Annotated in this window: 27 protein-coding genes; 9 read left to right on the forward strand and 18 right to left on the reverse strand. The window is 70.2% G+C overall.

Annotated elements, in window-relative coordinates:
- Positions 1-31: 31 nt before the first annotated feature.
- Together LX14_RS08665 and LX14_RS08670 are read right to left on the reverse strand one after the other, a co-directional pair.
- Positions 32-685 carry a response regulator gene (locus LX14_RS08665; RefSeq protein ID WP_253646818.1) on the reverse strand — a complete coding sequence of 218 codons (654 nt, stop codon included), beginning with the start codon at positions 683-685 and terminating at the stop codon, positions 32-34.
- Positions 682-1941 (reverse strand): sensor histidine kinase, encoded by a 1260-nt coding sequence (locus tag LX14_RS08670; RefSeq protein ID WP_253646819.1) that lies wholly within the window; start codon positions 1939-1941, stop codon positions 682-684. The genes LX14_RS08665 and LX14_RS08670 overlap by 4 nt, the downstream gene beginning before the upstream one ends.
- 121 nt (positions 1942-2062) lie before the next feature.
- Here LX14_RS08670 and LX14_RS08675 point away from each other — a divergent pair, with 121 nt between their 5' ends.
- A complete protein-coding gene (locus tag LX14_RS08675) occupies positions 2063-2473 on the forward strand; it encodes a VOC family protein (RefSeq protein WP_253646820.1) in 411 nt (136 codons plus the stop codon).
- Positions 2474-2477: 4 nt separating this feature from the next.
- Here LX14_RS08675 and LX14_RS08680 read toward each other — a convergent pair whose 3' ends face one another.
- The 4 genes from LX14_RS08680 to LX14_RS08695 all read right to left on the reverse strand — a co-directional run bounded on the left by LX14_RS08680 (position 2478) and on the right by LX14_RS08695 (position 6533).
- Entirely contained in the window at positions 2478-3500 is a 1023-nt protein-coding gene (locus tag LX14_RS08680) for a sigma-70 family RNA polymerase sigma factor (RefSeq protein WP_253646821.1), read from the reverse strand.
- Between the two features lie 76 nt (positions 3501-3576).
- Positions 3577-4209: a hypothetical protein gene (locus LX14_RS08685; protein ID WP_253646822.1), complete on the reverse strand. Its 633-nt coding sequence runs from the start codon at positions 4207-4209 to the stop codon at positions 3577-3579.
- A 4-nt stretch (positions 4210-4213) separates the two neighbouring features.
- A complete protein-coding gene (gene sfnG, locus LX14_RS08690) occupies positions 4214-5320 on the reverse strand; it encodes a dimethylsulfone monooxygenase SfnG (RefSeq protein WP_253646823.1) in 1107 nt (368 codons plus the stop codon).
- A gap of 31 nt (positions 5321-5351) precedes the next feature.
- The gene (locus LX14_RS08695; RefSeq protein WP_253647945.1) at positions 5352-6533 is read right to left on the reverse strand and encodes an LLM class flavin-dependent oxidoreductase; all 1182 of its coding nucleotides are present in this window, start codon (positions 6531-6533) and stop codon (positions 5352-5354) included.
- Between the two features lie 515 nt (positions 6534-7048).
- Between LX14_RS08695 and LX14_RS08700 the strand changes: the two genes are divergently transcribed.
- Positions 7049-8212 (forward strand): ROK family protein, encoded by a 1164-nt coding sequence (locus tag LX14_RS08700; protein WP_253647946.1) that lies wholly within the window; start codon positions 7049-7051, stop codon positions 8210-8212.
- A 31-nt stretch (positions 8213-8243) separates the two neighbouring features.
- On the opposite strand, the gene LX14_RS08705 is transcribed toward LX14_RS08700, so the two are convergent.
- The 4 genes from LX14_RS08705 to LX14_RS08720 form a co-directional block, all read right to left on the reverse strand.
- Positions 8244-9092, reverse strand: coding sequence for an ABC transporter permease (locus LX14_RS08705; RefSeq protein WP_253646824.1), 849 nt, complete (start codon positions 9090-9092; stop codon positions 8244-8246).
- Positions 9089-10084, reverse strand: coding sequence for an ATP-binding cassette domain-containing protein (locus LX14_RS08710; RefSeq protein ID WP_253646825.1), 996 nt, complete (start codon positions 10082-10084; stop codon positions 9089-9091). The genes LX14_RS08705 and LX14_RS08710 overlap by 4 nt, the downstream gene beginning before the upstream one ends.
- 168 nt (positions 10085-10252) lie before the next feature.
- Positions 10253-10537, reverse strand: a complete 285-nt coding sequence (locus LX14_RS08715; protein ID WP_253646826.1) for a hypothetical protein — start codon at positions 10535-10537, stop codon at positions 10253-10255.
- A 24-nt stretch (positions 10538-10561) separates the two neighbouring features.
- On the reverse strand, positions 10562-11437 hold the full coding sequence (locus LX14_RS08720) for an NAD-dependent epimerase/dehydratase family protein (protein ID WP_253646827.1): 876 nt from the start codon (positions 11435-11437) through the stop codon (positions 10562-10564).
- A 95-nt stretch (positions 11438-11532) separates the two neighbouring features.
- Here LX14_RS08720 and LX14_RS08725 point away from each other — a divergent pair, with 95 nt between their 5' ends.
- Both LX14_RS08725 and LX14_RS08730 read left to right on the forward strand, forming a co-directional pair.
- Complete coding sequence (locus LX14_RS08725) at positions 11533-12108, forward strand: TetR/AcrR family transcriptional regulator (RefSeq protein ID WP_253646828.1); 576 nt, start codon at positions 11533-11535, stop codon at positions 12106-12108.
- A gap of 85 nt (positions 12109-12193) precedes the next feature.
- Entirely contained in the window at positions 12194-14203 is a 2010-nt protein-coding gene (locus tag LX14_RS08730) for an SDR family oxidoreductase (RefSeq protein ID WP_253646829.1), read from the forward strand.
- On the opposite strand, the gene surE is transcribed toward LX14_RS08730, so the two are convergent.
- Positions 14194-14991, reverse strand: a complete 798-nt coding sequence (surE, locus tag LX14_RS08735; RefSeq protein ID WP_253646830.1) for a 5'/3'-nucleotidase SurE — start codon at positions 14989-14991, stop codon at positions 14194-14196. The genes LX14_RS08730 and surE overlap by 10 nt on opposite strands.
- Positions 14992-15052: 61 nt before the next feature.
- On the opposite strand from surE, the gene LX14_RS08740 reads away from it, so the two are divergent.
- Positions 15053-15880: a DNA-formamidopyrimidine glycosylase family protein gene (locus LX14_RS08740; protein WP_253646831.1), complete on the forward strand. Its 828-nt coding sequence runs from the start codon at positions 15053-15055 to the stop codon at positions 15878-15880.
- 16 nt (positions 15881-15896) lie between these two features.
- On the opposite strand, the gene LX14_RS08745 is transcribed toward LX14_RS08740, so the two are convergent.
- From LX14_RS08745 to LX14_RS08760, 4 genes are all read right to left on the reverse strand, one after another.
- Positions 15897-16766, reverse strand: coding sequence for an alpha/beta hydrolase fold domain-containing protein (locus LX14_RS08745; RefSeq protein WP_253646832.1), 870 nt, complete (start codon positions 16764-16766; stop codon positions 15897-15899).
- Between the two features lie 50 nt (positions 16767-16816).
- Positions 16817-18031, reverse strand: a complete 1215-nt coding sequence (locus tag LX14_RS08750) for an alkane 1-monooxygenase (protein WP_253646833.1) — start codon at positions 18029-18031, stop codon at positions 16817-16819.
- Entirely contained in the window at positions 18021-19205 is a 1185-nt protein-coding gene (locus LX14_RS08755; protein WP_253646834.1) for a lipid II:glycine glycyltransferase FemX, read from the reverse strand. The genes LX14_RS08750 and LX14_RS08755 overlap by 11 nt, the downstream gene beginning before the upstream one ends.
- A gap of 122 nt (positions 19206-19327) precedes the next feature.
- On the reverse strand, positions 19328-20134 hold the full coding sequence (locus tag LX14_RS08760; protein WP_253647947.1) for an enoyl-CoA hydratase: 807 nt from the start codon (positions 20132-20134) through the stop codon (positions 19328-19330).
- Positions 20135-20249: 115 nt separating this feature from the next.
- On the opposite strand from LX14_RS08760, the gene LX14_RS08765 reads away from it, so the two are divergent.
- Genes LX14_RS08765 through LX14_RS08780 form a run of 4 tightly spaced genes read left to right on the forward strand, consistent with a single transcriptional unit; the run spans position 20250 to position 23309 of the window.
- Positions 20250-20672, forward strand: coding sequence for a TOBE domain-containing protein (locus LX14_RS08765; RefSeq protein WP_253646835.1), 423 nt, complete (start codon positions 20250-20252; stop codon positions 20670-20672).
- Complete coding sequence (gene modA / locus LX14_RS08770) at positions 20669-21451, forward strand: molybdate ABC transporter substrate-binding protein (RefSeq protein WP_253646836.1); 783 nt, start codon at positions 20669-20671, stop codon at positions 21449-21451. Before LX14_RS08765 ends, modA begins: the two co-directional genes overlap by 4 nt.
- Before the next feature lie 41 nt (positions 21452-21492).
- Positions 21493-22242, forward strand: a complete 750-nt coding sequence (locus LX14_RS08775; RefSeq protein ID WP_253646837.1) for an ABC transporter permease — start codon at positions 21493-21495, stop codon at positions 22240-22242.
- Positions 22239-23309 carry a sulfate/molybdate ABC transporter ATP-binding protein gene (locus tag LX14_RS08780; protein WP_253646838.1) on the forward strand — a complete coding sequence of 357 codons (1071 nt, stop codon included), beginning with the start codon at positions 22239-22241 and terminating at the stop codon, positions 23307-23309. The genes LX14_RS08775 and LX14_RS08780 overlap by 4 nt, the downstream gene beginning before the upstream one ends.
- A 19-nt stretch (positions 23310-23328) precedes the next feature.
- Here LX14_RS08780 and LX14_RS08785 read toward each other — a convergent pair whose 3' ends face one another.
- The 3 genes from LX14_RS08785 to LX14_RS08795 are packed head-to-tail and all read right to left on the reverse strand — an operon-like array spanning position 23329 to position 26099.
- Positions 23329-23898 (reverse strand): dihydrofolate reductase family protein, encoded by a 570-nt coding sequence (locus LX14_RS08785; RefSeq protein WP_253646839.1) that lies wholly within the window; start codon positions 23896-23898, stop codon positions 23329-23331.
- A 60-nt stretch (positions 23899-23958) separates the two neighbouring features.
- Complete coding sequence (locus tag LX14_RS08790; RefSeq protein ID WP_253646840.1) at positions 23959-24921, reverse strand: adenylate/guanylate cyclase domain-containing protein; 963 nt, start codon at positions 24919-24921, stop codon at positions 23959-23961.
- Positions 24918-26099, reverse strand: a complete 1182-nt coding sequence (locus LX14_RS08795) for a TetR/AcrR family transcriptional regulator (RefSeq protein ID WP_253646841.1) — start codon at positions 26097-26099, stop codon at positions 24918-24920. Before LX14_RS08795 ends, LX14_RS08790 begins: the two co-directional genes overlap by 4 nt.
- Between the last annotated feature and the right edge of the window lie 56 nt (positions 26100-26155).

Raw genomic sequence — 26155 nt, forward strand, 5'->3', positions numbered from 1 at the left:
CGGGTGAGCCCACACCCCGGGTCCAACACCGTCAGGTGTCGCGCCCCGCGTCGTGGACTATCAGTGCGATCTGCACACGGTTCGTGAGCTGCAGCTTCTCCAGGATGTGCGAGATGTGGCTCTTCACCGTCGCGACGGTCACGAACAACTCCCGGGCGATGTCCGCGTTCGACAGGCCCTGGGCGACGGCGGTCGCGACCCGGAGTTCGCCCGCGGTGAGCACCGCGAGCTGATCGGCCGCGGCCCTGTCGTCGCGTGCGGGACCGGTGATCCGGTCGATCAGGCGCCGTGTCACCGTCGGCGACAGGATCGGGTCCCCGGCGACGACGGCCCGGATCGCGGCGATCACATCGCCCGGCGGGGTGTCCTTCACCAGGAACCCCGACGCACCCGCCCGTAGTGCGCGGACCACCAGATCGTCGGCGTCGAAGGTCGTCAGGACGATGACGTGGGGTGGGTCGGGGAGCTCGCGGACGGCCGCCGTCGCGTCGATGCCCGACACGACCGGCATCCGGATGTCCATGAGCACCACATCGGCCCGCGTCTCACGCACCAGGTCGGCCACGCCGGCGCCGTCGGCGGCCTCACCGACGATCTCGAGGTCGGCCTCACCGCTGAGCATGGTCCGCAGACCGGCGCGGACGAGCCATTCGTCGTCGACGAGCAGCAGTCGGATCGGGCTCACGCGATCGCCCCGGACTGCCACGGCAGTCGCGCCTCGAGGACGAAGCGGTGCTCGACGACGCCGTGGTGCAGCGACCCTCCGGCGAGGGTGACCCGCTCCTCGAGTCCGGTCAGTCCCGTACCGGTCCCGGGGATGCCCCGGTGCTCGGGGGAGCGGCTCAGCGGCTGGCTGACGGTCACCTGCAGTCCGCGACCCGGACCGCCGACGATGTCGACCGCCACCGGCACCGCACCCGCATGCTTGCGCGCGTTGGTCAGCCCCTCCTGGACGACGCGGAACGCCGCGCGCCCCACGACGCCGGGGATGCGGGTCGGGTCATCGACGTCGACGTGGGGTGTGATCCGCGATCCGGCGGCACGGCACTCGTCGAAGAGGCGCTCGACGTCGGCGACGGAGTCGGGACGGACGGCGAGGTCGTCGCTGTCGTCACGGAGCATCCCGATCACGTCACGCAGGTCCTCGAGCATCTGGTGCACGCCGCCACGGATGACGCCGGCGGCGCGCGCGATGTCCTCGGGTGGGGCGTCCGGTCGGTACTCCAGGGCGCCCGCATGCACCGACAGCAGGCTCATCCGGTGCGCGAGCACGTCGTGCATCTCGCGGGCGAGACGCTCGCGTTCCGCGGCGCGCGCCGCCGCCAACCGCTCCCGCTGTTCCGACTCGGCGCGGCGGGCCCTCTCGGCGAGGGAGATCAACAGCTGTCGGCGGCTGCGTACCGAGGTGCCCCACCCGATGGCCCCGCCGGTGAGCAGGATGCTGAACGCGAGGGTGACCCAGAAGGCGGTGCCCGTGGCACCGGCGACCAGCACCAGGTTCAGCTGTGCCGCGATGACGCCGAGTACGCCGACGGGGATCGCATGCCTCAGCGGTCGGTGTACTGCCAACGAGAACGTGCTCAGGTAGGCGGCACCGGCGACCGCCGTGAACGGGATGCAGATCAGGTTGGTGACGACCGCGATGGGTACCGGCCACCGCCGCCGCCAGGCGAGTGCGGTGCACGCCCCGGCGCCGATGACGAGATCCGGCCACAGCGACAGCGTGCTGCCGCCGATCTGCGGGACGGCGGCCAGGACACCGATCCCGATGGCCAGCGCGATGACCAGGACGTCGACCAGGATGTCCCGCCGGGTGCGACGACCCCGCAGCGGACGGGGGTCGTCGTCGAGTTCTGCGCTCACCGCGCCCGGCAGCCACGGCCGGCGGACGGGGTCCGGCTCGGGCGCGGGGACACTCGGATAGGGCAGCGGGAGACTCATGTCGCGCTCATCCTGGCCCATCGCGGTGCGGGACCGCACCCGTCGAAAGTGGGAACCACGATGACTTCTCGCGCGGGGTCGGGTCTGTAGGGGTGACACACCCCGATCGAAGGAGCCCACGATGTCCCGCATGCTGTTCGTCAACCTCCCCGTCGCCGACGTCGCCGCGTCGCGCGCGTTCTTCACCGGTCTCGGATTCGACGTCAACGAGACCTTCTCCGAAGAGACCACGGTCAGCGTCGTCCTCAGCGACCAGGCGACGGTGATGATGCTGCAGACCGAGCGGTTCTCCTCGTTCCTCACGATGGGCGGCATCGCCGACACCTCGACAGGGCGGGAGGCGTTGTTCGCGATCTCCGCGGACAGTCGTGAGGACGCGGATGCCCTCGCCGACGCCGCCCTCGCCGCCGGTGGATCGCACTGGGACGACCCGACGGATCACGGGTTCATGTACGGCCGCAGCTTCCGTGACCTCGACGGTCACGCATGGGAGGTCGTCTGGATGGACCCGTCGCAGATGCCCGGCGCGTGATCCCTCAGGCCTGCGCGTCCGTGGCCGGAGGACGCGCAGGCAGGCCGAAGCGCGCGAAGAGCGCTTCGGTGTCGTCGTCGAAGAAGGCGATCGCGTGGTCGACGGTGCGGCCGTCGGCCGAGAGCTGGAGCACCTGCAGCTGGAACGGCAGGTGCTCGCCGGAGTCCTTGTCCAGCATGTAGAGCCCGAACGCCGGCTGGTCGTTGGCGACGGTGGGCAGAAGGATCTGGTCGCCGGCCTTCTCCGCCGGGCAGTTCTTGCGGATGAGGGTCCCGATGGCCTCGCCGCCCTGGTACCAGCCGGTGAAGGGCGGCATCTCCCAGATGGACTTGGCCGTGAACATCGCGACGATCGCGTCCACGTCATAGTCCTGGAACGCCGCCACGTAGCGGGCGAGCGTCTCGCGCTGGGCGGCGTCGTCGGGCTCGCGGGTCGAATCGCGTTCGGGCGATGCCTCTTTCACCTGCGCTCGCGCGCGTTGGAGCAGGCTGTTCACGGTGGCGACGGTGAGGTCAAGGGTCTCGGCGACCTCCGCCGCCCGCCAGCGCAGGACGTCGCGCAGGATCAACACCGCACGCTGGCGTTCGGGGAGGTGCTGCAGCGCAGCGATGAAGGCGAGGCGGATCGACTCTCGCGAATCGACCACGGCCGCAGGGTCGGCCGTCTCCGCCGGTGCCACCGCGTCGTCACCGGCCCACGGCTCGAGCCAGGGGACCTCCTTGTCGACGACGAGGGTGTCGGTGGGGTCGTCGGCATCGCCCCCGAGTCCGGACGGAAGCGGTCGCTTCTTCTTGCTCTCCAGCGCGGTGAGGCAGGTGTTGGTCGCGATCTTGTGCAGCCAGGTCCGCACCGACGCCCGCTGGTCGTACCCGGCGTACCCGCGCCAGGCGCGGATGTAGGTCTCCTGCACCAGGTCCTCGGCGTCGTGGTGGCTGCCCATCATGCGATAGCAGTGCGCCATGATCTCGCGCCGGAACGGCTCCGTGATCTCCAGGAACTCCGCGTCGGTCGAGATCGAGGTCGTCATGGATGACGAGGGTAGAACAGCACTCGGACAAACGGCAGGGTTCGCGGCCGTTCCGATGAACGCCCGGCGAGGGTCCTCAGGCGTCGACGCGGCCCGTGAGGGTCCAGTGTCCGACCCGGGCGAGGTCCCCAGGGTCGACGGTCGCGCCCGCGGCGCGGTCAGCCAGCACCGCGGCGGTGGTCAGGGACACAACCGCCTCGTCCCGGATCAGGTCCGGGTCGTCGGCGGAGGTACGAAGAGTGTCGACGGCGTCCCCGGCGGCCCTGAGGGTCGACTCCGCCGCCGCGACGGCGACCGTGGCCTCACCGATCCGCCGTCGGAGGGCGTCGTCGACGGGTCGGCCACCGTCGCGTCGCCGGTCGCGGACAGTGCCGGTCGACGAGTACAGCGTCGCCGCGGCGACCCCGGTCTGCACCGCGACGGACAGGAGGCGTTCGACGAGGTCATGGCCGACCGCGGTGTCGCCGCGCAGCAGGGACTCACGCACCTGACGGGCGATGTCGAGATGCGAGACGGCAAGGATCCGCACGACCTCGGCCGCGGTCGACGGCGCCACACCGCCGTCGGCGGGGGCCAGGGAGAGGTCGAGCAGGCCCGAATCCCGCAGCCGCGCCGACACACCCGGGCCCCGACAGCCACCGAGGACGCGTGCAGCGTCCACGGCGTCGTCGGTGGTCGCGACCCGGGTGATCGACGTGGCGATGCTCATGGCGTCAGACCGAGACCTTCTCGGAGGCCTCGAGCTCGCGGACGAGAGGCATGACCTTCTCGCCGAAGTACTCGATCTCCTCCTGGAAGTGCAGGAAGCCACCGAGGATGAGGTCCACGCCGAGCTTCTTGTAGGCGACAATCCGCTCGGCGATCTGCTCCGGCGTACCGATCAGCTGCGTCTTGAAGCCGTCGTTGTACTGGACCAGGTCCTCGAACTTCGAGTCGGCCCACATGCCCTTGCCGTCGGAGGTGGACTTGCCGGCCTGCTGCACCGAGTCCTTGAACCCCTCCACCGCAGGCTTGTTGGCCTTCTCGATGATCTCGCGCAGGGTGTCCCGCGCCTCCTTCTCGGTGTCGCGGGCGATGATGAACCCGTTCAGGCCGAACTTGGTCTCGCGGTTGTTGGCCTGGGCGACCTCCCGCAGATCCTGGATCTGCTCGGTGACGCCGTCGAAGTCCTTGCCGTTGGAGAAGTACCAGTCGGCGAACCGGCCGCCGTTGCGACGTGCGGCCGAGGAGTTGCCACCCTGGAACAGCTCGGGATTCGGACGCTCAGGGGTGTTGAGCGGCTTGGGCTTCAGCGTGAAGTCGCGGATGCGGTAGAAATCGCCTGCGAACTCGACGTTGTCCTCGGTCCAGATCTTGCGGATCACCTCGAGGAACTCGGCGCTGCGGCGGTAGCGCTCGTCGTGCTCGAGCCACGGCTCACCGAGTGCCTTGAACTCGCCCGCGAACCATCCGGACACCACGTTGATCGCGAAACGTCCGTTGGACAGGTGGTCCGCGGTCGCGCCGAACTTGGCGAGCACGGCGGGGTGCCACAGGCCGGGGTGGATGGCGGCGATGACCTTGAGCTTCTCGGTCGCCAGGAGCAGCGCGAGCGAGAACGAGGTCGACTCGTGCTGGAACTCCGCGCCGTAGGAGGCCATGTACCGCACCTGCGACAGGGCGTACTCGAAGCCGACGCGCTCGGCGGTCTGCGCGAGCTTCTTGTTGTACTCGAACTCCCAGTTGGTCCGCTGCTCGATGTCGCTGGTGACCAGGCCGCCGCTCACGTTGGGGACCCAGTAGGCGAACTTCACCTCGTCTGCGATGTTCTCGGTGCTCATGTGTGTCTCTTTCTTGTCGGAACCCGGTGCGTCAGGACGCGCCGGAGGGTTCGAGGGAGGAGAGGAACGCGGTGCCCGTCCGCCCGGTGTCGGGGGTGAGCTCGTCGTCGAGAAGACCCCGGCGTGCGAGTGCGGGTCGCACACCCTCGCCGACGTGGTAGGCCTCCTCCAGGTGGGGGTAACCCGACAGGATGAAGTGATCGAGGCCGAGCGCAGCGTACTCGGCGATCCTGTCGGCGACCTCGTCGTAGGAACCGACGAGCGCGGTGCCCGCGCCACCCCGCACCAGGCCGACTCCGGACCACAGGTTCGGGTAGATCTCCAGGGATCGGGCGCCGTCCGCCGACGCGAAATCCGCTCCGCCCTGGTGCAGCTCGCGCATCCGCTGCTGGCCCTCGGACTCCGATCGCGCCAGCGACGCCTGCGCCGCGGCGACCGTCGCGGGATCCAGTGCGGCCAGCAGTCGGTCGGCCTCGGCCCACGCGAGAGCGGACGTCTCCCGGGCGATCACGTGCAGGCGGATACCGAAGGTGGGTGTGCGTCCCAGCGGTGCGGCGAGGCCGCGGATCCAGTCGATCTTCGCCGCCACGTCGGCCGGGGGCTCACCCCACGTGAGGTAGGTGTCGGCGTGAGCCGCGGCCACCGCCCCCGCCGCCGCGGAGGATCCCCCGAAGAAGATCGGCGGTGCCGGATCGGGCCGGCGCGGGATGGCCGCGTTCTCGACGCGGATGTGGTTGCCGTTCAGTGTGATCGGGTCCGACGACGTCCAGAGGTGGTCGAGCACGGTGAGGAACTCGCCGGTGCGCTCGTACCGGGCGTCCTTGGTGAGGAAGTCGCCGTAGGCGCGTTGCTCCGAACTCTCACCGCCGGTGACGACGTTGAGCAGCAGTCGCCCCTTCGACTGCCACTGCAGAGTTGCCGCCATCTGCGCGGTGAGGGTGGGGCTGACGAGTCCGGGTCGCGCGGCGACGAGGAACTTCAGCGACTCGGTGGCGTCCACGAGGAGTGAGGCGGTCAGCCATGCGTCCTCGCACCACTGGCCTGTCGGGATCAACACCGAGGTGAAGCCGTTGACCTCGGCGGCCCCGGCGAGCTGCTTGAGGTAGCGCAGATCGGCGGGCCGGTCGCCGCGCATGCCGCTGCCGTGCCCACCCGCGATGAGGTCACGCGAGTCGCCGTAGGTCGGCAGGAACCAGTGCAACGCCACGGCCACGGCGGGACTCCTCGTCAGGTGAGCGGTCACGGATCGCCGTCCAGTGTTGCGCGGGCGGTCTCGGCGACGTCGACTTAAACGCGCCGTGAGCGAAACCCCACCGCTGTGACCTGCGACGTCCCGGGTTGGAGGACGCGGTGGGGGCTTGCTAGATTCGCCCCATGCCGAGCTCGACGTCGCACATCCCGGAGGTCACCTACGTGATCACCGCGCTGGGCTGCCGTCTGCCGTTCGCTCGCCTTCTCTGTCGCACGAATCTCTGAACCCGCCCCGGTCGTCCGCGTCCCCGCGTGACACCGGTTGTCAGACATTCGCCTCCATATCCGCGCACGTGGCGCCCGATATGGCACATTCGACAGGACATCTCCATGACCGCCTCGCTCGACCACGTCTCCGCTCGAACCCGCCGGCCCGTCGGCCCCCGTCCTCTCTATGCCGGGGCACGCACCCGCACGGGGTCGCGCCCACTGGCCATCGGTGCGGCCACCGGCCCGCTGACGACGAGGACACCAGTCATCCACATCGCGACCCCCCAGCTGCAGCTGTCGACGAAGCCGTCGGCCGTCGTGTTGCGCATCGCGCGGCTGCAGGGGCCGATCTTCCGCGACGCCGCCGCCACGCAGTCGGGGCTGTCGATCTCGACGGTCAACCGCCAGGTCAGCGCCCTTCTCAAGGCGGGGATCGTCCGTGAGCGCGCCGACCTCGCTCCGGCGGGAGCCATCGGGCGCCCGCGCCTGCCGTTCGAGGTGAACACGACCGACTTCCTCACCGTCGGCATCCACATCGGTCTGAAGGTCACCTCGATCACCACCCACGACCTGCAGCACCGCGTGGTGGGCGCCATCCAGATCCCGACCCCGGCCGGGGACTCCGCCGAGCAGACGCTCACCGCGATCGGTCTGTCCGCGCGCCGCTTCGCGTCCCGGTGGCCGTCGCAGCGGGTGCTGTGGACGGGCGTCGCGATCGGTGGACGCGTCGCCGAGGGTGGTCTCGTCGACCACCCGCGCCTCGGGTGGACGGCTGCGCCGGTCGGGCCCGTCCTGTCGCAGACCATCGGACTGCCGGTGTCGGTCGCGTCCCACGTCGAGGCGATGGCGGCCGCGGAGCTGCTGGTGAACCCCGAGGACGGGCCGGGCAGCTTCCTGTACTTCTACGCACGGGAGATGGTCGGCATCGCGTTCACCGTCGACGGCACCGTCTACACGCCCACCGCGGGTCCCCCGGTGATCGGCCACTTCCCGATCGGCGCGACCCAGCTGCTCGATCCGAAGAGAACCGGTCAGCTCGAGCCCGCGGTCAGCGACACCGGGATCGTCGACGCCGCCCGCGCGGCGGGCCTGTCCGTCGAGCAGATCGAGGACGTCCACACGGCGGCGGCCGCCGGCGACGACACCGCCTCGGCGATCCTCCTGGAGCGCGCGGAGGTTCTCGGGCGCACGGTGTCGCTCATCGCCGACATCTTCAACCCCGACCACGTCATCCTCGGTGGGCAGGCGTTCACCGACACCCCGTCGACGCTGCCGGCGGTCGCCCGGTCCGTGCGGTCGACCCCGGCCGCCGCGAACCGCGACGTCCGGGTGAGCCGCGCGGGTGCGTCGGTGCAGCAGCAGGCGGCCGGCGCGGTGTCGCTCGACGCCGTCTACAGCGATCCGCTGGCGGCCCTCGCCCTCACGGCCTGACGGGCAGGACTCGACGCGGGTCCGCGTCGGATCAGTCCGACGTGCGCCTGTTGTAGGCGCGCAGCGCGAACGGGGCGATGACGAGGGTCAGTCCCAGCGCCCACAGCACCGTCGCGATCTCGGGGTGGTGCAGCGGCAGTGCGGCGCCGGGCGCGGCGTCGGGTCCGTTGCCCCACAGCACCCGCAGCGACTGGACCAGCGACGAGATCGGGTTCCACTCGGCGATCACGCGCAGCCAGGTCGGCATCGGCCCCGTGGGCACGAACGTGTTGGCCACGAACGTGATCGGGAACAGGATCGTGAACATCACCCCGTTGACGGCCTCCACCGACCGCATCAGCGAGCCGACGAAGATGCCCCACCAGATCATCGCGAAACCGAACACCAGGATGAGCGCGAACGCGAGGATGGCCTCGCCGACGTTGCCGCGGATGCGCCACCCGATCAGCAGGCCGGTGATCGCCATGACGGCGATGCCGATCGACGAGTGCAGCAGGCCGGCGATGCTCCGGCCGATGAGGACCGACGACCGGTTGATGGGCAGTGACCGGAAGCGGTCGATGATGCCCTTCTCCAGGTCGCTGCAGATGCCCGTGGCGACGATGAACGCGGAGAACACGATGGTCTGTCCCATGATCCCGGGGAGCAGGAACTCCTTGTAGTCGACGCCACCGGTCTGGGTGATCGACGCGCCGAACACGTAGGCGAACAGCACGACGAACATGATCGGCTGCACCGTCACGTCGGCGAGCATCTCGGGCATGCGCTTGGTGTGGATCAGGTTGCGCTTGACCATGATCCACGACTGCTGCAGCAACGTGGTCCGATGGATCTCGGGCGCGATCGGCGACATCGTCGCCTGGGGTGCCGTGGTGGTCATGCCGGGGTCTCCTGCTGCTCGTCATGGGTGGATTCGGCGCGGTGACCGGTGAGGGACAGGAACACGTCGTCGAGGCTGGGTCGCGAGAGGCCGATGTCGTCGACGGCGATGCCGCTGTCGGTGAACCAGCCGATGACGCGGGTCATCTCGGCGAGACCGTCCGCGGGGGCGGTGAGCCGACGTGCGCCGGTGTCGACGAAGACCTCGCCGCCGGTCTTGCGCAGCAACGCTTCTGCGGCGGGGATGTCTGCCGCATGGGACACCGTGAGGACGAGACTCGCCTTGCCCGCCTGTTCCTTGAGCTGCAGCGGCGACCCCTGGGCGATGACCTTGCCCTTGTTGATGACGACGATGTCGTCGGCGAGCTGGTCGGCCTCCTCGAGGTACTGCGTGGTGAGCAGCAGGGTGGTGCCCTGGGCGACGAGACCGCGAAGGACATCCCACAGCTCCGATCGACTGCGGGGATCCAGGCCGGTGGTCGGCTCGTCGAGGAAGAGCACGGGCGGCGCGGTGAGGAGGCTGACCGCGAGGTCGATCCGGCGGCGCATACCGCCTGAGTACGACTTCACCGGTCGGTCCGCGGCGTCGGTGAGGGAGAACTGCTCGAGCAGACGGTCGGAGATGGAGCGCAGTTCGCGACGACGGATGCCGTACAGCCCGCCGATCATCGCGAGGTTCTCGCGTCCGGTGAGCAGCTCGTCGACGGTGGCCGCCTGCCCCGTCAGGCCCATGGTGCGGCGGACCGCGTCGGGCTCGGTGACGACGTCGTGGCCGGCGATGCGGGCGGTGCCCGCGGTCGGCGCGGTGAGCGTCGTCATCATCCGGACGGTGGTGGTCTTGCCGGCACCGTTGGGACCGAGGAGTCCGAGCACGCTGCCGCGGGGGACCGAGAAGCTGACGTCGTCAACGGCGACCGCGTCACCGAATTTCTTCACCAGGCCGACGGCCTCGATGGCCGGGGTGTCGGATGTGGACGGGGCAGGGGTCGACATGGCGGTCAGGGTATGTCCGGACTCGGACAAATCGCCATCGGTTTTCGCCGGGGGTGCGGTCATCAGGGTGCCTCTCGGACGGGGTGGATCCTCGATGGGTTCTGACCGTCCTCACCGTCAGAACTCATCGGTGCAGTCGTCCGGTGACGGCGAACTCCGTCGGTCCGGTCAGCGGTCGAGGTAGAACTGCGCGATCTCGGTGCCGACGGCGGCGACGTCACCGGCGACCGATGCGTCCACCCCGTCCCGGTCCGCGAGCGCCGCGGACAGGGCGCCACCGCGAAGCCCCTCCTCGCGGATCAACGCCCACGCCCGCTCCATCAGTCGCACCGATGTCGGGTGGTCGAGATCGGGCCGGGTGGAGCGCAGCGCGGTGGCCGCCCAGTCGGCGTCGAAGGTGCCACGAGGGGGACCGAACACACGCTCACCCGACGAATAGCTCTGCGGCTCCACCTCGTCGACGGTACTGCGTGGGGCTCAGATCAGCTCGAGATCCTCCAGCAGGCCCGGGTGGGTCGGTGTCCACCCGAGCATCTCGCGGGTCCGGGCGGACGACGCGGGCTGGTCGAGCGCGAACACCGGGCCCAGTGCCCCGAACGTGTCGTCGGGAACCGGCTCGACCGGTACGCCGAGACGCCTCCCGATCACCTCGGCGATGTCGCGGACGGCGTCGCCCTCGTCGGCCACGGCGTGCCAGACCGTCCCGGCCGGTGCGTTCTCCAGCGCGAGGCGGAACAGGGCAGCCGCGTCGGCCGCATGGACCGCCGGCCACCGTTGCGTGCCGTCGCCGGGGATCCCCGACACCCCACTGCTGCGGGCCATCTCGGTGAGGATGCCCGCGAATCCGCCCTGCCCGTCGGCGTGCACGGTCCTGGGCAGGCGGATCGCGCTGGTGCGGACGCCGGCCTCGGCCAGTGCGAGAGCCGCGGTCACCGTGCGCGCCCTCCCGGCGACCGGGCCGTCGAGAGGCAGGGGGTCGTCCTCGGTGGACGGCCGCCCTGTTGCCGCGGGGGTGCCGGAGACGACCGCGAACGGTCGGTCGGTCCCACGGAGTTCGTCCCCGATCGCGGCGACCGCGACCGACTCCTGTTCGGAGGCACGGCCGAAACCGTCTGCGGTGATCGCCGAGTGGTCGAACGCGAGGTGGATCACCGCATCGCAGGAGCGGACGCCCTCCCGCAGGACGTCCAGGTCCGACAGGCCGCCTCGCAGCGATGCCGCGCCTGTCGCCGCGGCAGCCGCGGCAGACGCGTCCGATCGGGCCAGCGTCAGGACGGAGTGCCCGTGCGTCGTCAACTCCCGCACGACGGCGGTGCCGATGAGACCTGTTCCGCCGGTGACGAACACGCGCATGAGATTCTCCTGTCTCGCCGCCTCGAAGTGATGCGACATCTGTCCCGTCACCGTACACGTGATGCGACAGGTGTCGCATCACTACACTCGTGCGGATGGCGAGGTGGGAACCGAACGCGCGGGAGCGGTTGATCGTGGCGGCCGTGGACCTGTTCACCGAGCAGGGGTACGACGAGACGACCGTGGCCCAGATCGCCGATCGCGCCGGGGTCACCCGCAGCACCTTCTTCCGTCATTTCCCCGACAAACGCGAGGTCCTCGTCGCCGGCCAGGAGACGCTGAGCCGCCTGCTGGCGGAGGGGATCGCGGAAGCGGACGACGGGGCCACGCCGCTCGACGCTGTCGCCGCAGGCCTGCGGCGTGCGTCCCAGGAGATGGGTGCCGCGAACCGGGAACTGGGCCCGCGGTTGCAGGCCGCGGTGGCCGCGAGCGCCGAACTGCAGGAGCGGGACGCGATGAAGAGCGTCGGCATGGCCGCCGCGATGCAGGCGGCGCTGACGGCGCGGGGGATCGCCGAGCCCGCAGCCCATCTCGCCGCGGAACTCGGTGTCCTGGCCTTCAAGATGGGCTTCGCGCGGTGGATCGACGGTTCCGATGACGACAGCGATCTCGCTCATCACGCCGTGACCGTGCTCCAGGAGTTACGCGTCACAGCGGCGACGCTCGGCTGAGCCGGGATGTGCGCAACCGCCTGTGGCGACAGGCTCGGTGCGCGACGATGATCACCGACGATTGTCCGTACGACTCGGAGGTGTCATGTCCACCTACATCGTGACCGGCGCGACGGGGTTCCTCGGCCGCCGCGTGGTCGCCCGACTGCTGGAGCGGGAACCGGAGGCGCAGATCCACGCGCTGGTCCGGGCGTCCTCGGTGCCGCGGATCGAGCGCATGGCCGCCGGGTGGATCGGTGGCGACCGCGTCACCCCGTTGGTCGGCGACCTCACCCAGCCGGAGCTCGGACTCGGCGACGACGCGCCCGCGGCCGACCATCTCGTGCACCTCGGCGCCGTCTACGACATGACGGCGAGCGCGGCGGAGTCCGAGGCGGCCAACGTGGCCGGGACGAGTGCCGTGATCGACCTCGCCCAGCGCCTCGGCGCGACGCTGCATCACGTGTCGTCTGTCGCTGTGGCCGGTGACCACCGCGGACCGTTCACCGAGAACGACTTCGACCTCGGTCAGGGTCTGCCCTCGCCGTACCACGAGACCAAGTTCATGGCCGAGAAGATGGTGCGCGAGAGCGCAGGCCTGAAGTTCCGGATCTATCGCCCCGCCATCGTCGTCGGTGACTCCGAGACCGGCGAGATGGACAAGATCGACGGGCCCTACTACTTCTTCACCGCGCTGCGGCTCCTGAGCAGGCTGCCGCATCTGCTCCCCACGCTCGTGCCCGACATCGGTGACACGAACATCGTCCCGGTCGACTACGTCGCGTCGGCGATGGTGGAGCTCGTCCACGGGTCGTCGGATCTCGACGGGCGCGCCTTCCACCTGGTGAACCCCCGCCCCCAGTCGGCCCACGAGGTGTTCGGTGCGCTGGCCCGCGCGGCCGGGGCGCCCACCGTCGTCGGGGCGATCCCGGAGACGATCTCGACCCGCGCGCTCGCGGCGACCGAGCTGCCCGGGATCAAGATCGCCCGCGATCTCCTGCTGGACCAGATCGGTATCCCGCCGGTGATCCTCGAGCACATGTCGTTCCCGTCGGTGTTCTCCGCGGAGGCGACGCAGCGTGAGCTCGCCGGGACGGGGCTGTCGGTGCCGGAGTTCTCCGAGTACGCCGACGTCCTGTGGGAGTACTGGCTGCACCACCTCGACCCGAACCGCGCGCGTCGTCCGAGCCCGGAGGGTGAGCTCGCCGGACGGCGGGTGATGATCACCGGCGGGTCGTCGGGCATCGGACTGGCCACCGCCCACAAGGCCGCGCGACGCGGCGCCCGCGTCATCCTCGTCGCCCGCGGGGTCGAGGACCTCGAGGCCGCCGTGGAGGAGATCCGTTCCGCGGGTGGGGATGCCCACGGTTACCCCTGTGACATCACCGACGACGAGTCGGTCGACATCACGGTCAAGCGTGTCCTCGACGAGCACGACCACGTCGACTTCCTGGTGAACAACGCCGGGCGGTCGATCCGGCGCGGGGTGGTGCACTCCACCGAGCGCATGCACGACTTCGAACGCACCATGAGCGTCAACTACTTCGGCGCCGTGCGGTTGGTGCTCGCGCTCCTGCCGAGCATGCGGGAGCGCCGGTTCGGGCACATCGTCAACGTCTCGTCGATCGGTGTGCAGACCAAGGTCCCGCGGTTCTCGGCCTACGTCGCGAGCAAGGCGGCGCTCGACGCCTTCAGCGACGTCATCTCGTCCGAGCTGCACGACGACGGGATCACCTTCACCTCGATCAAGATGCCGCTCGTGCGGACACCGATGATCGCCCCGACGACGATCTACCAGTCCCTGCCGACGTCGTCGCCGGACGACGCCGCGGACATGGTCATCCGGGCGTTGGAGAAGCGGCCGGTGCGGATCGAGACCCCGGTCGGCACGATCGCCGAGTTCACCGGGATGTTCGCGCCGCGGTTCAAGAACCTCCTGCTGCATCAGGCGTATCGACTGTTCCCCGAGTCGGCGGCCGCGAAGGGCGAGAAGCCCGCGGAGAGTTCGTCGTCGACGAAGGACAGGCGGTCGCGGCCGCCGGTCCCGGTGCCGAACGCGTCGCTGCCGGACTCGGCGAAGCGGATCGCGCGGTTGATCCCCGGCGTCTACTGGTGATCTGAGAGGGTCGCGGTCAGCTCGGCCGCGATCTCGGCGAGGTGGTCGGCCACGTCGGGGGTGCCGACCACCGGCACCACCGACAGGCTGATCCGACCCGCGCGCAGCACGGCCGTGTCGGTGCCGGGTTCCGGGTCGGGTCCGGGCTCGAACGCGAGCTGGAACTCGGTCCCCTCACCGGTGTAGCCCATGCGCCCCATCGGCAGGTGGTCCGGACGTGTTGCCGACGCGGTCAGGGGTCGCGGGGCGTCGGCGTTCGGGATGTTCACGTTGAGCACGGAACCCGTGGGCACCAGCTCCGCCGGAGTGCGATCGGCGAGGAGAGCCGTCACGGCACGGACCGTGTCGTCGAACAGGTCCGGCGTCGGGCTCAGGTCCCACGCCATGTGGGTAGAGACCGCCACCGCAGGGATGCCGAACCCGGTCGCGCAGACCGCGGCGCCGACGGTGCCGGAGAAGTGCACGGCCTGACCGGCGTTCGCGCCGGCGTTGGCCCCGGAGACCACGACGTCGGGCCGGGTGCCGCGCACGGTGTCGAAGACGTGGGTGAGTCCGAAGATGACCGAGTCCGCCGGCGAACCCTCGACGGCCCAGGCGCCGTCGTCACCCTCGGGTCGGGTCACGGTGAGTTTCCCCGACGACGAGATCCGGGCGCTGGCGCCGCTCTGGTTCGTCGCGGGCGCGACCACGACGACGTCGTGACCGGCCGAGCGGAGGCCGGCGGCGAGCGCACCGATGCCGGGCGCCTCCCAGCCGTCGTCGTTGGTCAGCAGGATGCGCAGGCTCATGGGCTCGACGCTATCGGCCGGTGCGGGCGTCCGTCGTCGTCGGGGCGGGCACGATGGGGGAGTGCCTGAAGGTGACAGCGTCTACGTGGCGGCCCGCAAACTCGACGTGCTCGTCGGTCGGACGGTGACGCGTGGCGAGCTGCGCGTCCCCGCGCACGCGACGGCCGACCTCTCCGACCACACCGTCGTCGGGCTCGACACCCACGGCAAACACCTGCTGACCAGGTTCTCCGACGACCTCACGCTGCACACCCACATGCTCATGACGGGCAGTTGGACCGTGTCCCGACAGGGGAAGTGGCTCCCGCGGGACATGATGCTCGACGTCCGGGTGCTGCTGCGGACCGCGGGACCGGACGGTCGTGACGGCCCGGCCGCCTACGGCGTGACGATGCCCGTCGTCGAACTCATCCGGACCGCCGACGAACACACCGTCATCGGACACCTGGGTCCGGACCCGCTGCGCGCCGACTGGGATGTCGACGAGGCCGTGCGTCGGATGACCGCCGAGCCCGACCGTGCGGTGGCGGCGGTGATCCTCGACCAGCGATGCGTCGCGGGGTTCGGCAACCTGTGGAGCAACGAACTGTGTTTCCTGCGGGGACTCAACCCCTGGACCCCGATCGGCGACGTCGACGTCCCCGCGCTGCTGCGCCTGGGACGAAAGGCACTGCGGCACTCCGCGACCGTGCCCGGCGCCTACCAGGTGACCACCGGCAACTCCCGCCGCGGCGAGAGTCACTGGGTGGCGGGCCGCAAGGACAAGCCCTGTCTGCGGTGTGGCACGCCGATCCGTGTCGTCGCCGAGATGCCGAACGATCCCGAACGTCGTCGGACCTGGTGGTGCCCGCACTGCCAGCCGGGGCCCGACGGGCCGCCGCAGAGCTGACCGTGCCGCCACCGGCTCACAGCAGCTGCACCGAATGGCGAAGTGCGTGACGGGCTTCCGGTAACCAGCGGGCGCCGACGAAGCAATGGAACGCGTCGGGATAGAGATGGAGGTGGGCGGGTGACCCCGCCCTGCGGGCCGCCTCGACGAAGTCCTTCGCGTCCGGCGCCAGGATGTCGCGGCCTCCCTGGTAGACGTGCGTCTCGGGCAGGCCCGACAGATCCCCGTGCAACGGACTGACCGCGGGGTCGGTCGGCAGGGCCGGGGCGGACCACGACCGGCCCGCGCACGCCAAACCCTCCCGGGAGAGGACCGGATCGCGACACTCGATGTCGCGCATCAGGGGATTGCTCACGCCGAGGTCCAGCCACGGCGAGTACAACAGCAGCGCGCGGGGCGACGGCAGACCGGCGGCCGCGGTCCGCTGGGCCAGGTTCAGGGCGAGCGTCGCACCGGCCGAGTCCCCGGCGACGACGACCGGTTCACCCCGGCCCACGATGTCTGCGTAGAGGTCGACGATCCGGGGGATCACGGTGGTCGCCGAGCCCTCCGGGAGCAGGGGGTACGACGGTACGACGGCGGCACTGACGTCGCCGGACAGCAGTCTCTCCACGATCGACCAGTGGGCGGCCTGGATCGGCGACACGAACGCGCCGCCGTGCAGGTACAGCAGGATCGGGCCCCGTGTGCGCACGCGGGGCACAAGCGCCGTCGCGGCGAGTGGCGAGTCCTCGCATCGTCGGACGGTGACGCGTCGGCGCGCGGCCCGGGTGACCGGGGCGTCCTGGCGGGGAGCGGAGGTGAGCTCGGTCAGCGTCTCCTGCGACCGCAGCGACTTCCCGCCCAGGAGCATGGCGCTGCCGACCACCCGAGCGATCATCGACATGGGCGGCGGCTACCCCCGGCCCGGCTGTCGGTCGCCGGCCTGCGTGGTCGTCATCGACCACCGTGTGCGCGCAGGAGCTGCGCACCGTGTCGGCCCGGGGTCACGTTCGCACGTCTGATGTCGCCGTCGTAGTGGCGCAGGACGATCGGGTCCATGATCCGGAAGAACAGGGGCGGCACCGCGGCGAGCAGGATCATCGTCGGGTAGCCCGCGGGGAGTTGTGGAGCGCCCCTGCAGCTGCGCAGCGTCTGGTAGCGCCGTCGGGGGTTGGCGTGGTGATCGCTGTGTCGCTGCACGTGGAACAGCACGATGTTCGTGACGAGCCGGTCGCTGTTCCAACTGTGCTCGGGCGCGCAGCGCTCCAGCCGCCCGTCGGGTGTGGTCGCGCGCAGCAGTCCGTAGTGCTCGACGTAGTTCACCGACTCGAGGACCACGATGCCGACACACGCCTGCAGCAGCAGCATCGGGAGCACCGACACCCCGAACGCCGCGACCAGGACGCCGAACAACACCACGGTCATCAGCCACGCGTTCAGCACATGGTTGGTGGGGTGCCACCACCGCCGGCCGTGGCGCGCCAGTCGGGTGGCCTCGAGGGCGAGCGCGGACCGCACCGCTCCGATGATCGTGCGCGGGAGGAAGCTGTACAGGGTCTCGCCCATCCGGCTGCTGGCGGGGTCGCCCGGCGTGGCGACGCGGACGTGGTGACCCCGGTTGTGCTCGACGAAGAAGTGGCCGTACATCGTCTGCGCCAGAGCGATCTTCGCGAGATGCCGCTCCAGCTTCTCGTACCGGTGGCCGAGTTCGTGGGCGGTGTTGATCCCGATACCCCCCACGATCCCGACACCGACCGCGAGACCGATCTTGTCGGGCAGCGTCAACGTGCCGTGCGACCACAGGTAGCACGCGATGACGAGGCTCACCAGCTGTAGCGGGAGGAACAAGAACGTGCACCAGCGGTAGAAGCGCACGTCCTGGAGGTCCGAGAGGTCGTCGTCGGTGGTCTCGACGAAGCGATCACCCACCAGCACGTCGAGCACGGGGACCACGACGAACACGAGCATCGGCCCCGTCCACCAGAAGACGGCCAGCCCCGTGTGGAGGACCAGCTGCGACGGGAGGAGTGCCGAGAGCGGTACCAGGGTCGCGATGGGCCACAGCCACGATCGACGACCCTGCGGGAGGCGGGGTCCGTCCGCCTGTGCGGAGCCGTGACGACCCCCGCGTCGACCCGCCGGTACCACCGCATGGTGGTCAGTGCGCATGTGGTCCTCGCCTGGCGAGCCAGACGTGGTCCGGGTTGGGACGCACGGGTTGCCTCCGGAACCTGTTCGCGACGGCGGACTGGTTCGCACGCGTCACGGTCCGTTCCACCCAGCACAGCAGGGACGCGCGCGCCGGGTCCACCGGGATCTGATACGCGCCGAGGTAGTCGACGACGTCGGTCGCGAAGGCGGATTTGAACTGGCCGACCCCGTGCCGTGGATGGTCCGGGTCGTGCATGGTCTGCGAGGACGGGGTCCCGTCGAGGTCGTACCGTTCGCACCCCATCTCCCGCGCCCACCGCATGATCTCCCACTGCAGTGCGTAGGCGGCGCGGCTGCTGCCGAGACCGCACACGGTCGGATCGTCATCTCGTTCCCGGACGGACCCGGCGCCGAGGTAGAGCGCCTCGCGTCCGAACGTCGCGACGAACGCGCCCACCACGACGGCGCCGTGGTGGTGAGCGAAGAAGAGTTGTCCGTCGCCGGTCGCCGCGTAGCGCCGGAAGACGGCCACCGACGTCGCCCGATCCGGGATGGCGAACCGTCCGCCGCTCGTCGCGGAGAGCAGGTCGAACAGCAGCTCACAGTTCCCGACCGTCGCCTCGGCCCGGGTGACGGTCACGCCCTCCCGCAGCGCGCGGCGGATGGACTTGCGGGCGCGCTTCTTGAACCTCGCCATCACGTCGGACTCCGAGCCGGTCAGGTCGACGATGACCGTGTGGTCCTCCAGCCAGGCGGGCACCCTGACGAGGCCTGCGCGACGCAGACGCTCCGCGTCGGCGGGGTCGAAACGCAGCTGAGGACGGACACGGACGGCGATCTGTCCGTGTTCGGCGGCGAACCGGCGGAGCGCGTCGAACGCATCGAGGAGTTCGGTCACCGTCGTGACCGGGGGGCCGAACACCACCCAGAACGACCCCAGCGGCGGGCGATCGACGGCGAAACCGGTGACCGCCTGCCCGTCCACGATCAGGCGGATCGGTGTGACCCCGGCCTGCATGACCATCGTGTCGATGTTCGCCGAACTCCGGTAGACGGTCCCGGCATCGGGGTTCTCGAGGATGAGCGAGTCCCAGCGGGCGACCTCGTCCGGGGTGGCGAATCGGACGCGCGGTGGCCGGCGGTCCGCGTCGGGTAGCTGGTTGTCGGATGGTCGGCGCAGCGTCAGGCTCATGGACATCTCCAAAGCTCGGTGTCTTTGGCTTTGTTCGTCTATCTGCCGTCAACCCTACGTTGTTACATTATTCAGAATATCGGAATTGTTTGTCACAATTCGGCGTGCGGGGCCGGCATCTGTCAGTCGGTGAAGGCGGCCGGCCGCTTCTGCTTCCGGGCCTTCACGGCCTCCTGGAAATTGCCGGTGAGCAGGCGGATGAACAGCTGCCCGATGCCCTCGGCGTGCATGTGCGAGGTGAGCGACGACGCGTCGAGCCCTGCCCACAGGGTTCGTTTGGTCAGCTCGATCCCGGGTCGACTCCACCCGGCGATCGTCTGCCCGTACCGGACCGCCTCCGCGACGACGTCCGCCTCGTCGACGACCGTCGACACGAGCCCGATGCGATCGGCCTCGGCGGCGTCGACATCCCGCCCGGTCAGCATGATCTCGAACGCCCGCGACGAGCCGATCGCGCGGGGGAGCAGATAGCTCAGTCCGAGCTCGGATGCGCTGAGCCCGTTGTTGATCCCGGCGGCGCGGAAGTACGCGCCGGTGGCGGCGACGCGGATGTCGCAGGCCAGGGCCAGGCAGAGTCCTCCGCCGATCGCCGCACCGTTGACCGCCGCGATCACCGGCTGGTGCATCCCCCGCAGGGTCGTGATCAGGTCGTCGAGGAGCTCCATCATCCGCAGCGCGATGGTGGGTGTCGTGAGCCCGTCGATGTGCGGTACGTCGGGCACGTCTCCGCTCTGATCGGCACCGGAACAGAACCCGTCACCGGCGCCGGTGAGGACGACGGCACGGACGGTGGTGTCGTCGCTGAGTGCGCGCAGTGTGTCGCGCAGCGGGATCATCACCTCGAAGGCCATCGAGTTCATCCGCTCGGGCCGGTTCAGGGTCACGACCGCGACGTCCGGGACGGGCCGGTCGATGAGCACGAAGTCCATGCCCAATGAGAACACGTTCTCGTTTTGTCAGGGCGCCGTCGGTGCGAGGTGTGCCGCGCAGCCGCATCTGCGGCTCTGTGGAGCGTTCGCATCCGCGCGTGCGTATTGTCGGCTCGTGAGCGAGATACGTGTCCGGCGGGCCGCCGACCTGCTGGGTGTCAGCGACGACACCGTCCGCCGGTGGATCACCGCCGGCGAACTGACGGCGTCGACGGACGCGGCGGGACGGACCGTCGTCGACGGCGCAGCGTTGGCCGCGTTGGCGACCCGCCGTGCGCCCGATCCCGTCGCCGACGACATAGCGGTCGAGCGGTCCGCCCGGAACCGGTTCGTCGGCCTGGTCACCGACGTCCGGTCGGATCCGGTGATGTCCCAGGTGACGATGCAGTGCGGGCCGTTCGAGGTGACGTCGTTGATGAGCACCGACGCGGTCCGCGATCTCCGGCTCGAGCCCGGCGCCGTCGCGACCGCGGTCGTCAAGGCCACCACCGTCATCGTCGAACGCCCCGACACCTCCCACGAGAAGGACATCCCATGACGCGCCCTCGGTTACGGGCTGCCGCCCTCGTCGTGGCCGTCGCCGCTCTCGCCACGGCCTGCTCGTCCGGCGGCGGGACCGCGTCGGATCCGTCCGGGGCGACGAATGCGCGGGTGACCCTCAGCGTGTTCGCCGCCGCGTCGCTGAAGAAGGGCTTCACCGAGATCGCGCAGGACTTCGAGAAGTCCCACCCGAACGTCACCGTGAGAACCACCTTCGACGGGTCCTCGGCACTGGTCACCCAGATCAAGCAGGGCGCCACCGCCGACGTCATCGCGACCGCCGACCAGAAGACGATGACGTCGCTGGGTGCTGAGGCGCTCGACCCGAGGACCTTCACCCGCAACGTGTTGACCATCATCACCGCGCCGGGGAACCCGAAGGGCATCACCTCGGTCCGCGACCTCGCCCGGTCCGGGGTCACGACGGTCCTCTGCGCACCGCAGGTCCCGTGCGGCACCGCCGCGGCGACCGTCGAGCGCAACGTCGGAGTCGCCATCCGACCGGCCAGCGAGGAGACGTCGGTGTCGGGCGTGGTGACCAAGGTGACGAGCGGTCAGGCCGACGCCGGTCTCGTCTACACCTCCGATGCGGAAGCCGCCGGGTCGAAGGTCGCGGTGGTGAGCGATCCCGTCTTCGCCGCGGTGGTCAACGAGTACCCGATCGCGACGGTGAAGGGCACCGAGCACAGCACCGAGGCGCAGCAGTTCGTCGACCTCGTCACCGGCAGCACGGGCCAGCAGGTGTTGCGCGAGTTGGGGTTCGGCGCCGGACGGTGAGGCCTGTTCGCGGTGTACCCGTCTGGCTGTACCTGCCTGCGGTGGTGGGGCTGGCGCTCGTCGTCATCCCGCCGATCGCGCTCACGCAGCGTCTGCCGTGGCGGGACTTCTGGTCGTCGATCACCTCCGAGTCGTCGGTGCAGGCGCTGGAACTGAGTCTGAGGACCGCCGCGATCAGCACCGTGCTGTGCGTGATCATCGGGGTGCCGATGGCGGTGGTGTTCGCCCGGTCCGACGGCGTCGTCCTGCGGGTCGTCCGCGCGCTGGTGTTGCTGCCGTTGGTGTTACCGCCTGTCGTCGGGGGGATCGCGCTGCTCTACGCCTTCGGTCGTCGCGGCCTCATCGGTGAGCATCTGACGGTGATCGGCATCGACATCGCCTTCTCGGCGACCGCGGTGGTGCTCGCGCAGACCTTCGTGGCGCTGCCGTTCCTGGTCATCAGTGTCGAAGGGGCGCTGCGTGTCTCGGGGTCGTCGTACGAGCAGGTGGCCGCCACCCTCGGCGCCGGCCCGACCCGCACGCTGTTGCGGGTGACCATCCCGCTGGTCGCCCCGGCACTCCTCAGCGGCCTGGTGCTGGCGTTCGCGCGGGCGATGGGGGAGTTCGGTGCGACGATCACGTTCGCGGGCAATGCCCCCGGTGTCACGCAGACCGCCCCGCTCAAGATCTACGTCGACGAGATCAACGACCCACAGCAGGCCCTGCCCCTGTCGTTCGTGCTCATCGTCGTCGCCCTGGTCGTGGTGATCGCTGTGCACCTTCGACGCCCCGGCGCACAGGCGGCCCTGTGACCGGCCTGCACATCCAGGCCACCTCCCGGGCCCCTGATCTCGACGTCGACATCACCGTCCCCGACGGGTCCACGGTGGCGGTCCTCGGCCGCAACGGCGCGGGCAAGAGCAGTCTGCTCCACCTCGTCGCCGGTCTGCTGCGACCGGCGTCGGGCGAGATCAGCATGGGTGGGCGGCTTCTCGTCGGCGACGACACCTTCGTCGCCCCGCACTGTCGGTCGGTCGCGCTCCTCGGGCAGCGGCCGCGCCTGTTCCCGCACATGACCGTCGCCCGCAACATCGCGTTCGCCCCCGCCGCGGCCCGGGTGGGGCGCAGCGAGATCCGGCGTCGCGTCGAGCACTGGGCCGACGCGGTCGCCGTCACCGACCTCCTCGATCGCAGACCCCACCAGCTGTCCGGCGGTCAGGCGCAGCGCGTCGCCGTCGCCCGGGCGCTCGCGGCCGACCCCGCGGTGCTCCTCCTCGACGAACCGTTCTCTGCCCTCGACGTCGACGTGGCGGCACGCCTGCGGACGCTCGTCGGGCATGTTCTGGCCGATCGTGCGCGCATCGCGCTCGTGGTGACGCACGACCTCGTCGACGCGGTCACGCTCGCCGACACCGCCGTCGTCCTCGACGACGGACGGATCACGGCACAGGGACCGGTCCGCGACGTCCTCGCGCGTCCGACAGACGATTTCGCGGCCCGTCTCGCCGGACTGAACCTCGTCGCCGGTCGATGGGACGGTGAGGCCGTGACGGCCGGCGACGTCCGCGTGGTCGGTGAGCTCACCGGCGAGACCCGTCCCGCGGTGGGGCGGGCGGTCACCGCGGTCTTCGACCCGTCTGCGGTCGCCGTCTACACCGAGCCCCCGGCACACGGCAGTCCGCGCACCCTCGTCGAGGCCCGGGTCACGGAGATCGCGCCGGTGGGCTCGCGCGCTGCGGTCCGGTGCGTCGCCGGCGCCACGCAGATCGCGGCCGAGGTCACCTGGGCGGCCGTGGCGGATCTGACCCTCGCGGCGGGTGTCCCCGTGTGGCTCACGGTGAAAGCCGGTGAGGTGCAGGTGTACCCGACGGTGACCTGATCACGCGGTCGGGGTGCGATCAGCCGGCGTGGACGACGTCGAAGACCTGCTTCTGGATCCCGTTGCCGTATGCCTCGTGCTCGACGAGGCGCAGGTGCGTGGTGTCCTTGTCGGCCTGGCTGAACAGACGTCTGCCGGCGCCGAGGAGGACCGGGAACACCAGCAGGTGGTAGCGGTCGACGAGTCCGGCGTCGGCGAGCGCGGCGCCGAGGGTCGCGCTGCCCTGCACCAGGATCGGGCCGCCCTCGGTCTCCTTGAGCGCCGCGACGTCGCCGACGGAACGCAGGATCGTCGCCGGCCAGCGCTCGTCGTCGGAGTCCAGTGTCGTCGAGACGACGTAGCGGGGGAGGGTGTTCATGTGGGCGAACTCCTCCATCGTCGGCCACACCGGGGCGAACGCCTCGTACGACGTGCGTCCGAACAGCAGTGCGCCGCTCTCGAGTTGTTCACGCCCCTTGATCTCGTAGGCGGCGGGGTCGAACTCGATGCCCTGGAACGTCCAGCCCGAGTTGCGATAGCCGGGTTCCCCTCCGGGAGCCTCCATGACCCCGTCGAGGGAGACGAACGCGGTGACGATCAACTGACGCATGAGAGGTCCTCCTGGGGCGTGGTGGTGGTCACCGGGACTGACCATGCGTGGCGCCGGAACTCATCGCGGCGCGTCGGCGTCGGCGTGATCGCGGTTGTACTCGATGACGCGGGCCTTGAGATGCCGGTACCCGCGCACGCTGAGGGAACCGATCGACTTGAAGTAGAACCGGTCGTCCTCGACGACGTCGGCGAGCGCGGCGTCGCACAGCGAGGTCCCGGGCCGCGCGGACCCGGTCAGGCGGGCGGCGATGTTCACCGGTTCGCCGAACACGTCACCGAAGCGGGTGAGGACCCGCCCGTAGGCCAGACCCACCCGCAGCGGCGGGATGTCGTCGAGTTCGGAGACGGTGTGGAGCTCCATGGCGATCTCCACCGCCGAGGCGGCGTCGTCGACGGCGAACATCACGGCGTCGCCGAGGGTCTTGATCACCTGGCCGCCGTGCTCGGTGACGATCTCGCTCGCCTTCACCTCGAACGTCTCGAGCAGGGTGTTGAGCTCCTCCATACCGATCTTCCGCGACAGGCTGGTGTACCCGACGATGTCGCAGAACCCGATCGTGAGGTCGTGCCGTTCGTCGCCGGTCGCGCCACGGTCGGCCGAGAGGTTGCGCAACGCGGAGGCGAGATGGCGCCGCCAGATCAGGGTCTGCACCCGACCCATCGCCGTCGCCATCTGCGGCATGCTGATGCCGTTGTCGGGGTCGTTCGCGAGCTCGTAGAGCCGGTAGGCCTGCCAGTCCGCGAGACGGGACATGGTCTGACCGATCGAGCGGGCGGCGGCGACCGTGGTGCCCTCGGGCGCGGACGAATAGGCCGCGATCACCGTGCCCATGGCGGCGAGGTCGTCCTCGGTGAAGATCGCCTCGTCGCGGTCGTCGTGGGCGAAACCGAAGGCCCGCCACAGCTCGTGGGCGAACTCGGCGTCCACGCCGAGTTCGGCGACGGCCTGGTCGCGACTGAACACCGGCGGTCCGCCGAGCAGCGCATCCTCGATCTCGGAGAACGAATCGCCCACGCTCACAGTCCCAGAACACCTCTCATCAGGCACGCCAGCTGTGCCGGCAGCTCCGGTCGCATCCGTCCGCGTCGCATGCGCACCGCGTCGTTGGCGATGCTCAGTGCCGCGTGGACGGTCACCGCCGCCTCCGCGACGGGCAGCCCGGGTTCGACCTCGGTCACCAACGCGATCCAGCGTCGCACGTAGTGGTGCTGTGCGGCGAGCAGATCGTGCGCATCGGTCTCCCTCAGGGCCGGGCCGTTGTTGAAGGCCACGGACAGGTCGGGTGTGCGGCTGAGCACCGTCACATACGACTCGACCAGTGCGCCGAGGAACTCGGCCGGCCCGGTGGTCGCGGCGCGTGCGGCCATCGCACCCGCCTCGAGGCGGGCGGCGGAGCGGCGGCCGATGTCGGTGAGGATCGCGACCTTGCTCGGGAAGTGCTTGTAGACGCTCGGGCCGGTGATCCCCACGGCCTCGCCGATGTCGTCGACGCCGGTGTCGCCGAACCCGCGCTTCTCGAAGAGCGCGGATGCGGCATCGAGGATCTGGTCGCGTCGACTCTCCGCCGGAGCGTCCGGCAGGTCGACCCGGACGAGCGCCGGTGCGGAGTCCGGTGAGGCGGCCACCGTCCGTCCGACCAACTCGACCAACCGTGCGTGCGCCCGGCCGACGGGGATCCGGGTGCTGTGCGCCGAGGTCGACCCCACGATCGAGAGCACGGCCCAGGCGATGAGCCGCGACGACCGCGGGTCGAGGTCACGGTCGCCGGTGAGGGCGTCGGCCCACCGGTCGAGGATCGCCCCGGTCCGCCGTCGGACCTGGATGTTCTGCTCCTCGGAGAGGAAGCTCGCGTTCCACCGCCACAGGATCGCGGCGTCCGGTCGGTGCAGGCCCATCCGGCACGCGGCGTCGATGAGGGCGTCGCGACGCAACGCGGGATCGTCCGGGGTGTGGTCGGTGAGTGCGCCGTCGGTACATGCCTGCAGATCGTCGATCCGAGCCATCACCGTCTCGGCGAGGAGCGTCTGCTTGTCGGCGAAGTGCCGGTAGACCCCGGGGCCCGTGACCCCGGCCGCGCGGGCGACGTCGGCGACCGAGACCCGTGCGTATCCGCGCTCGGCGAACAACGTCGCCGCGGCGTCCAACAGGGCGCGACGGCGGTCCGGATGTCGGCGCGACCGAGCGGGGGCGGCAGTCATGGTGAACCGAGACTAGCGCACGGCGAACAATGAGCGAACGTTGTGACCGGCGGCTA

This window comes from Williamsia deligens, from assembly GCF_024171765.1.
Lineage (GTDB): Bacteria > Actinomycetota > Actinomycetes > Mycobacteriales > Mycobacteriaceae > Williamsia_A > Williamsia_A deligens.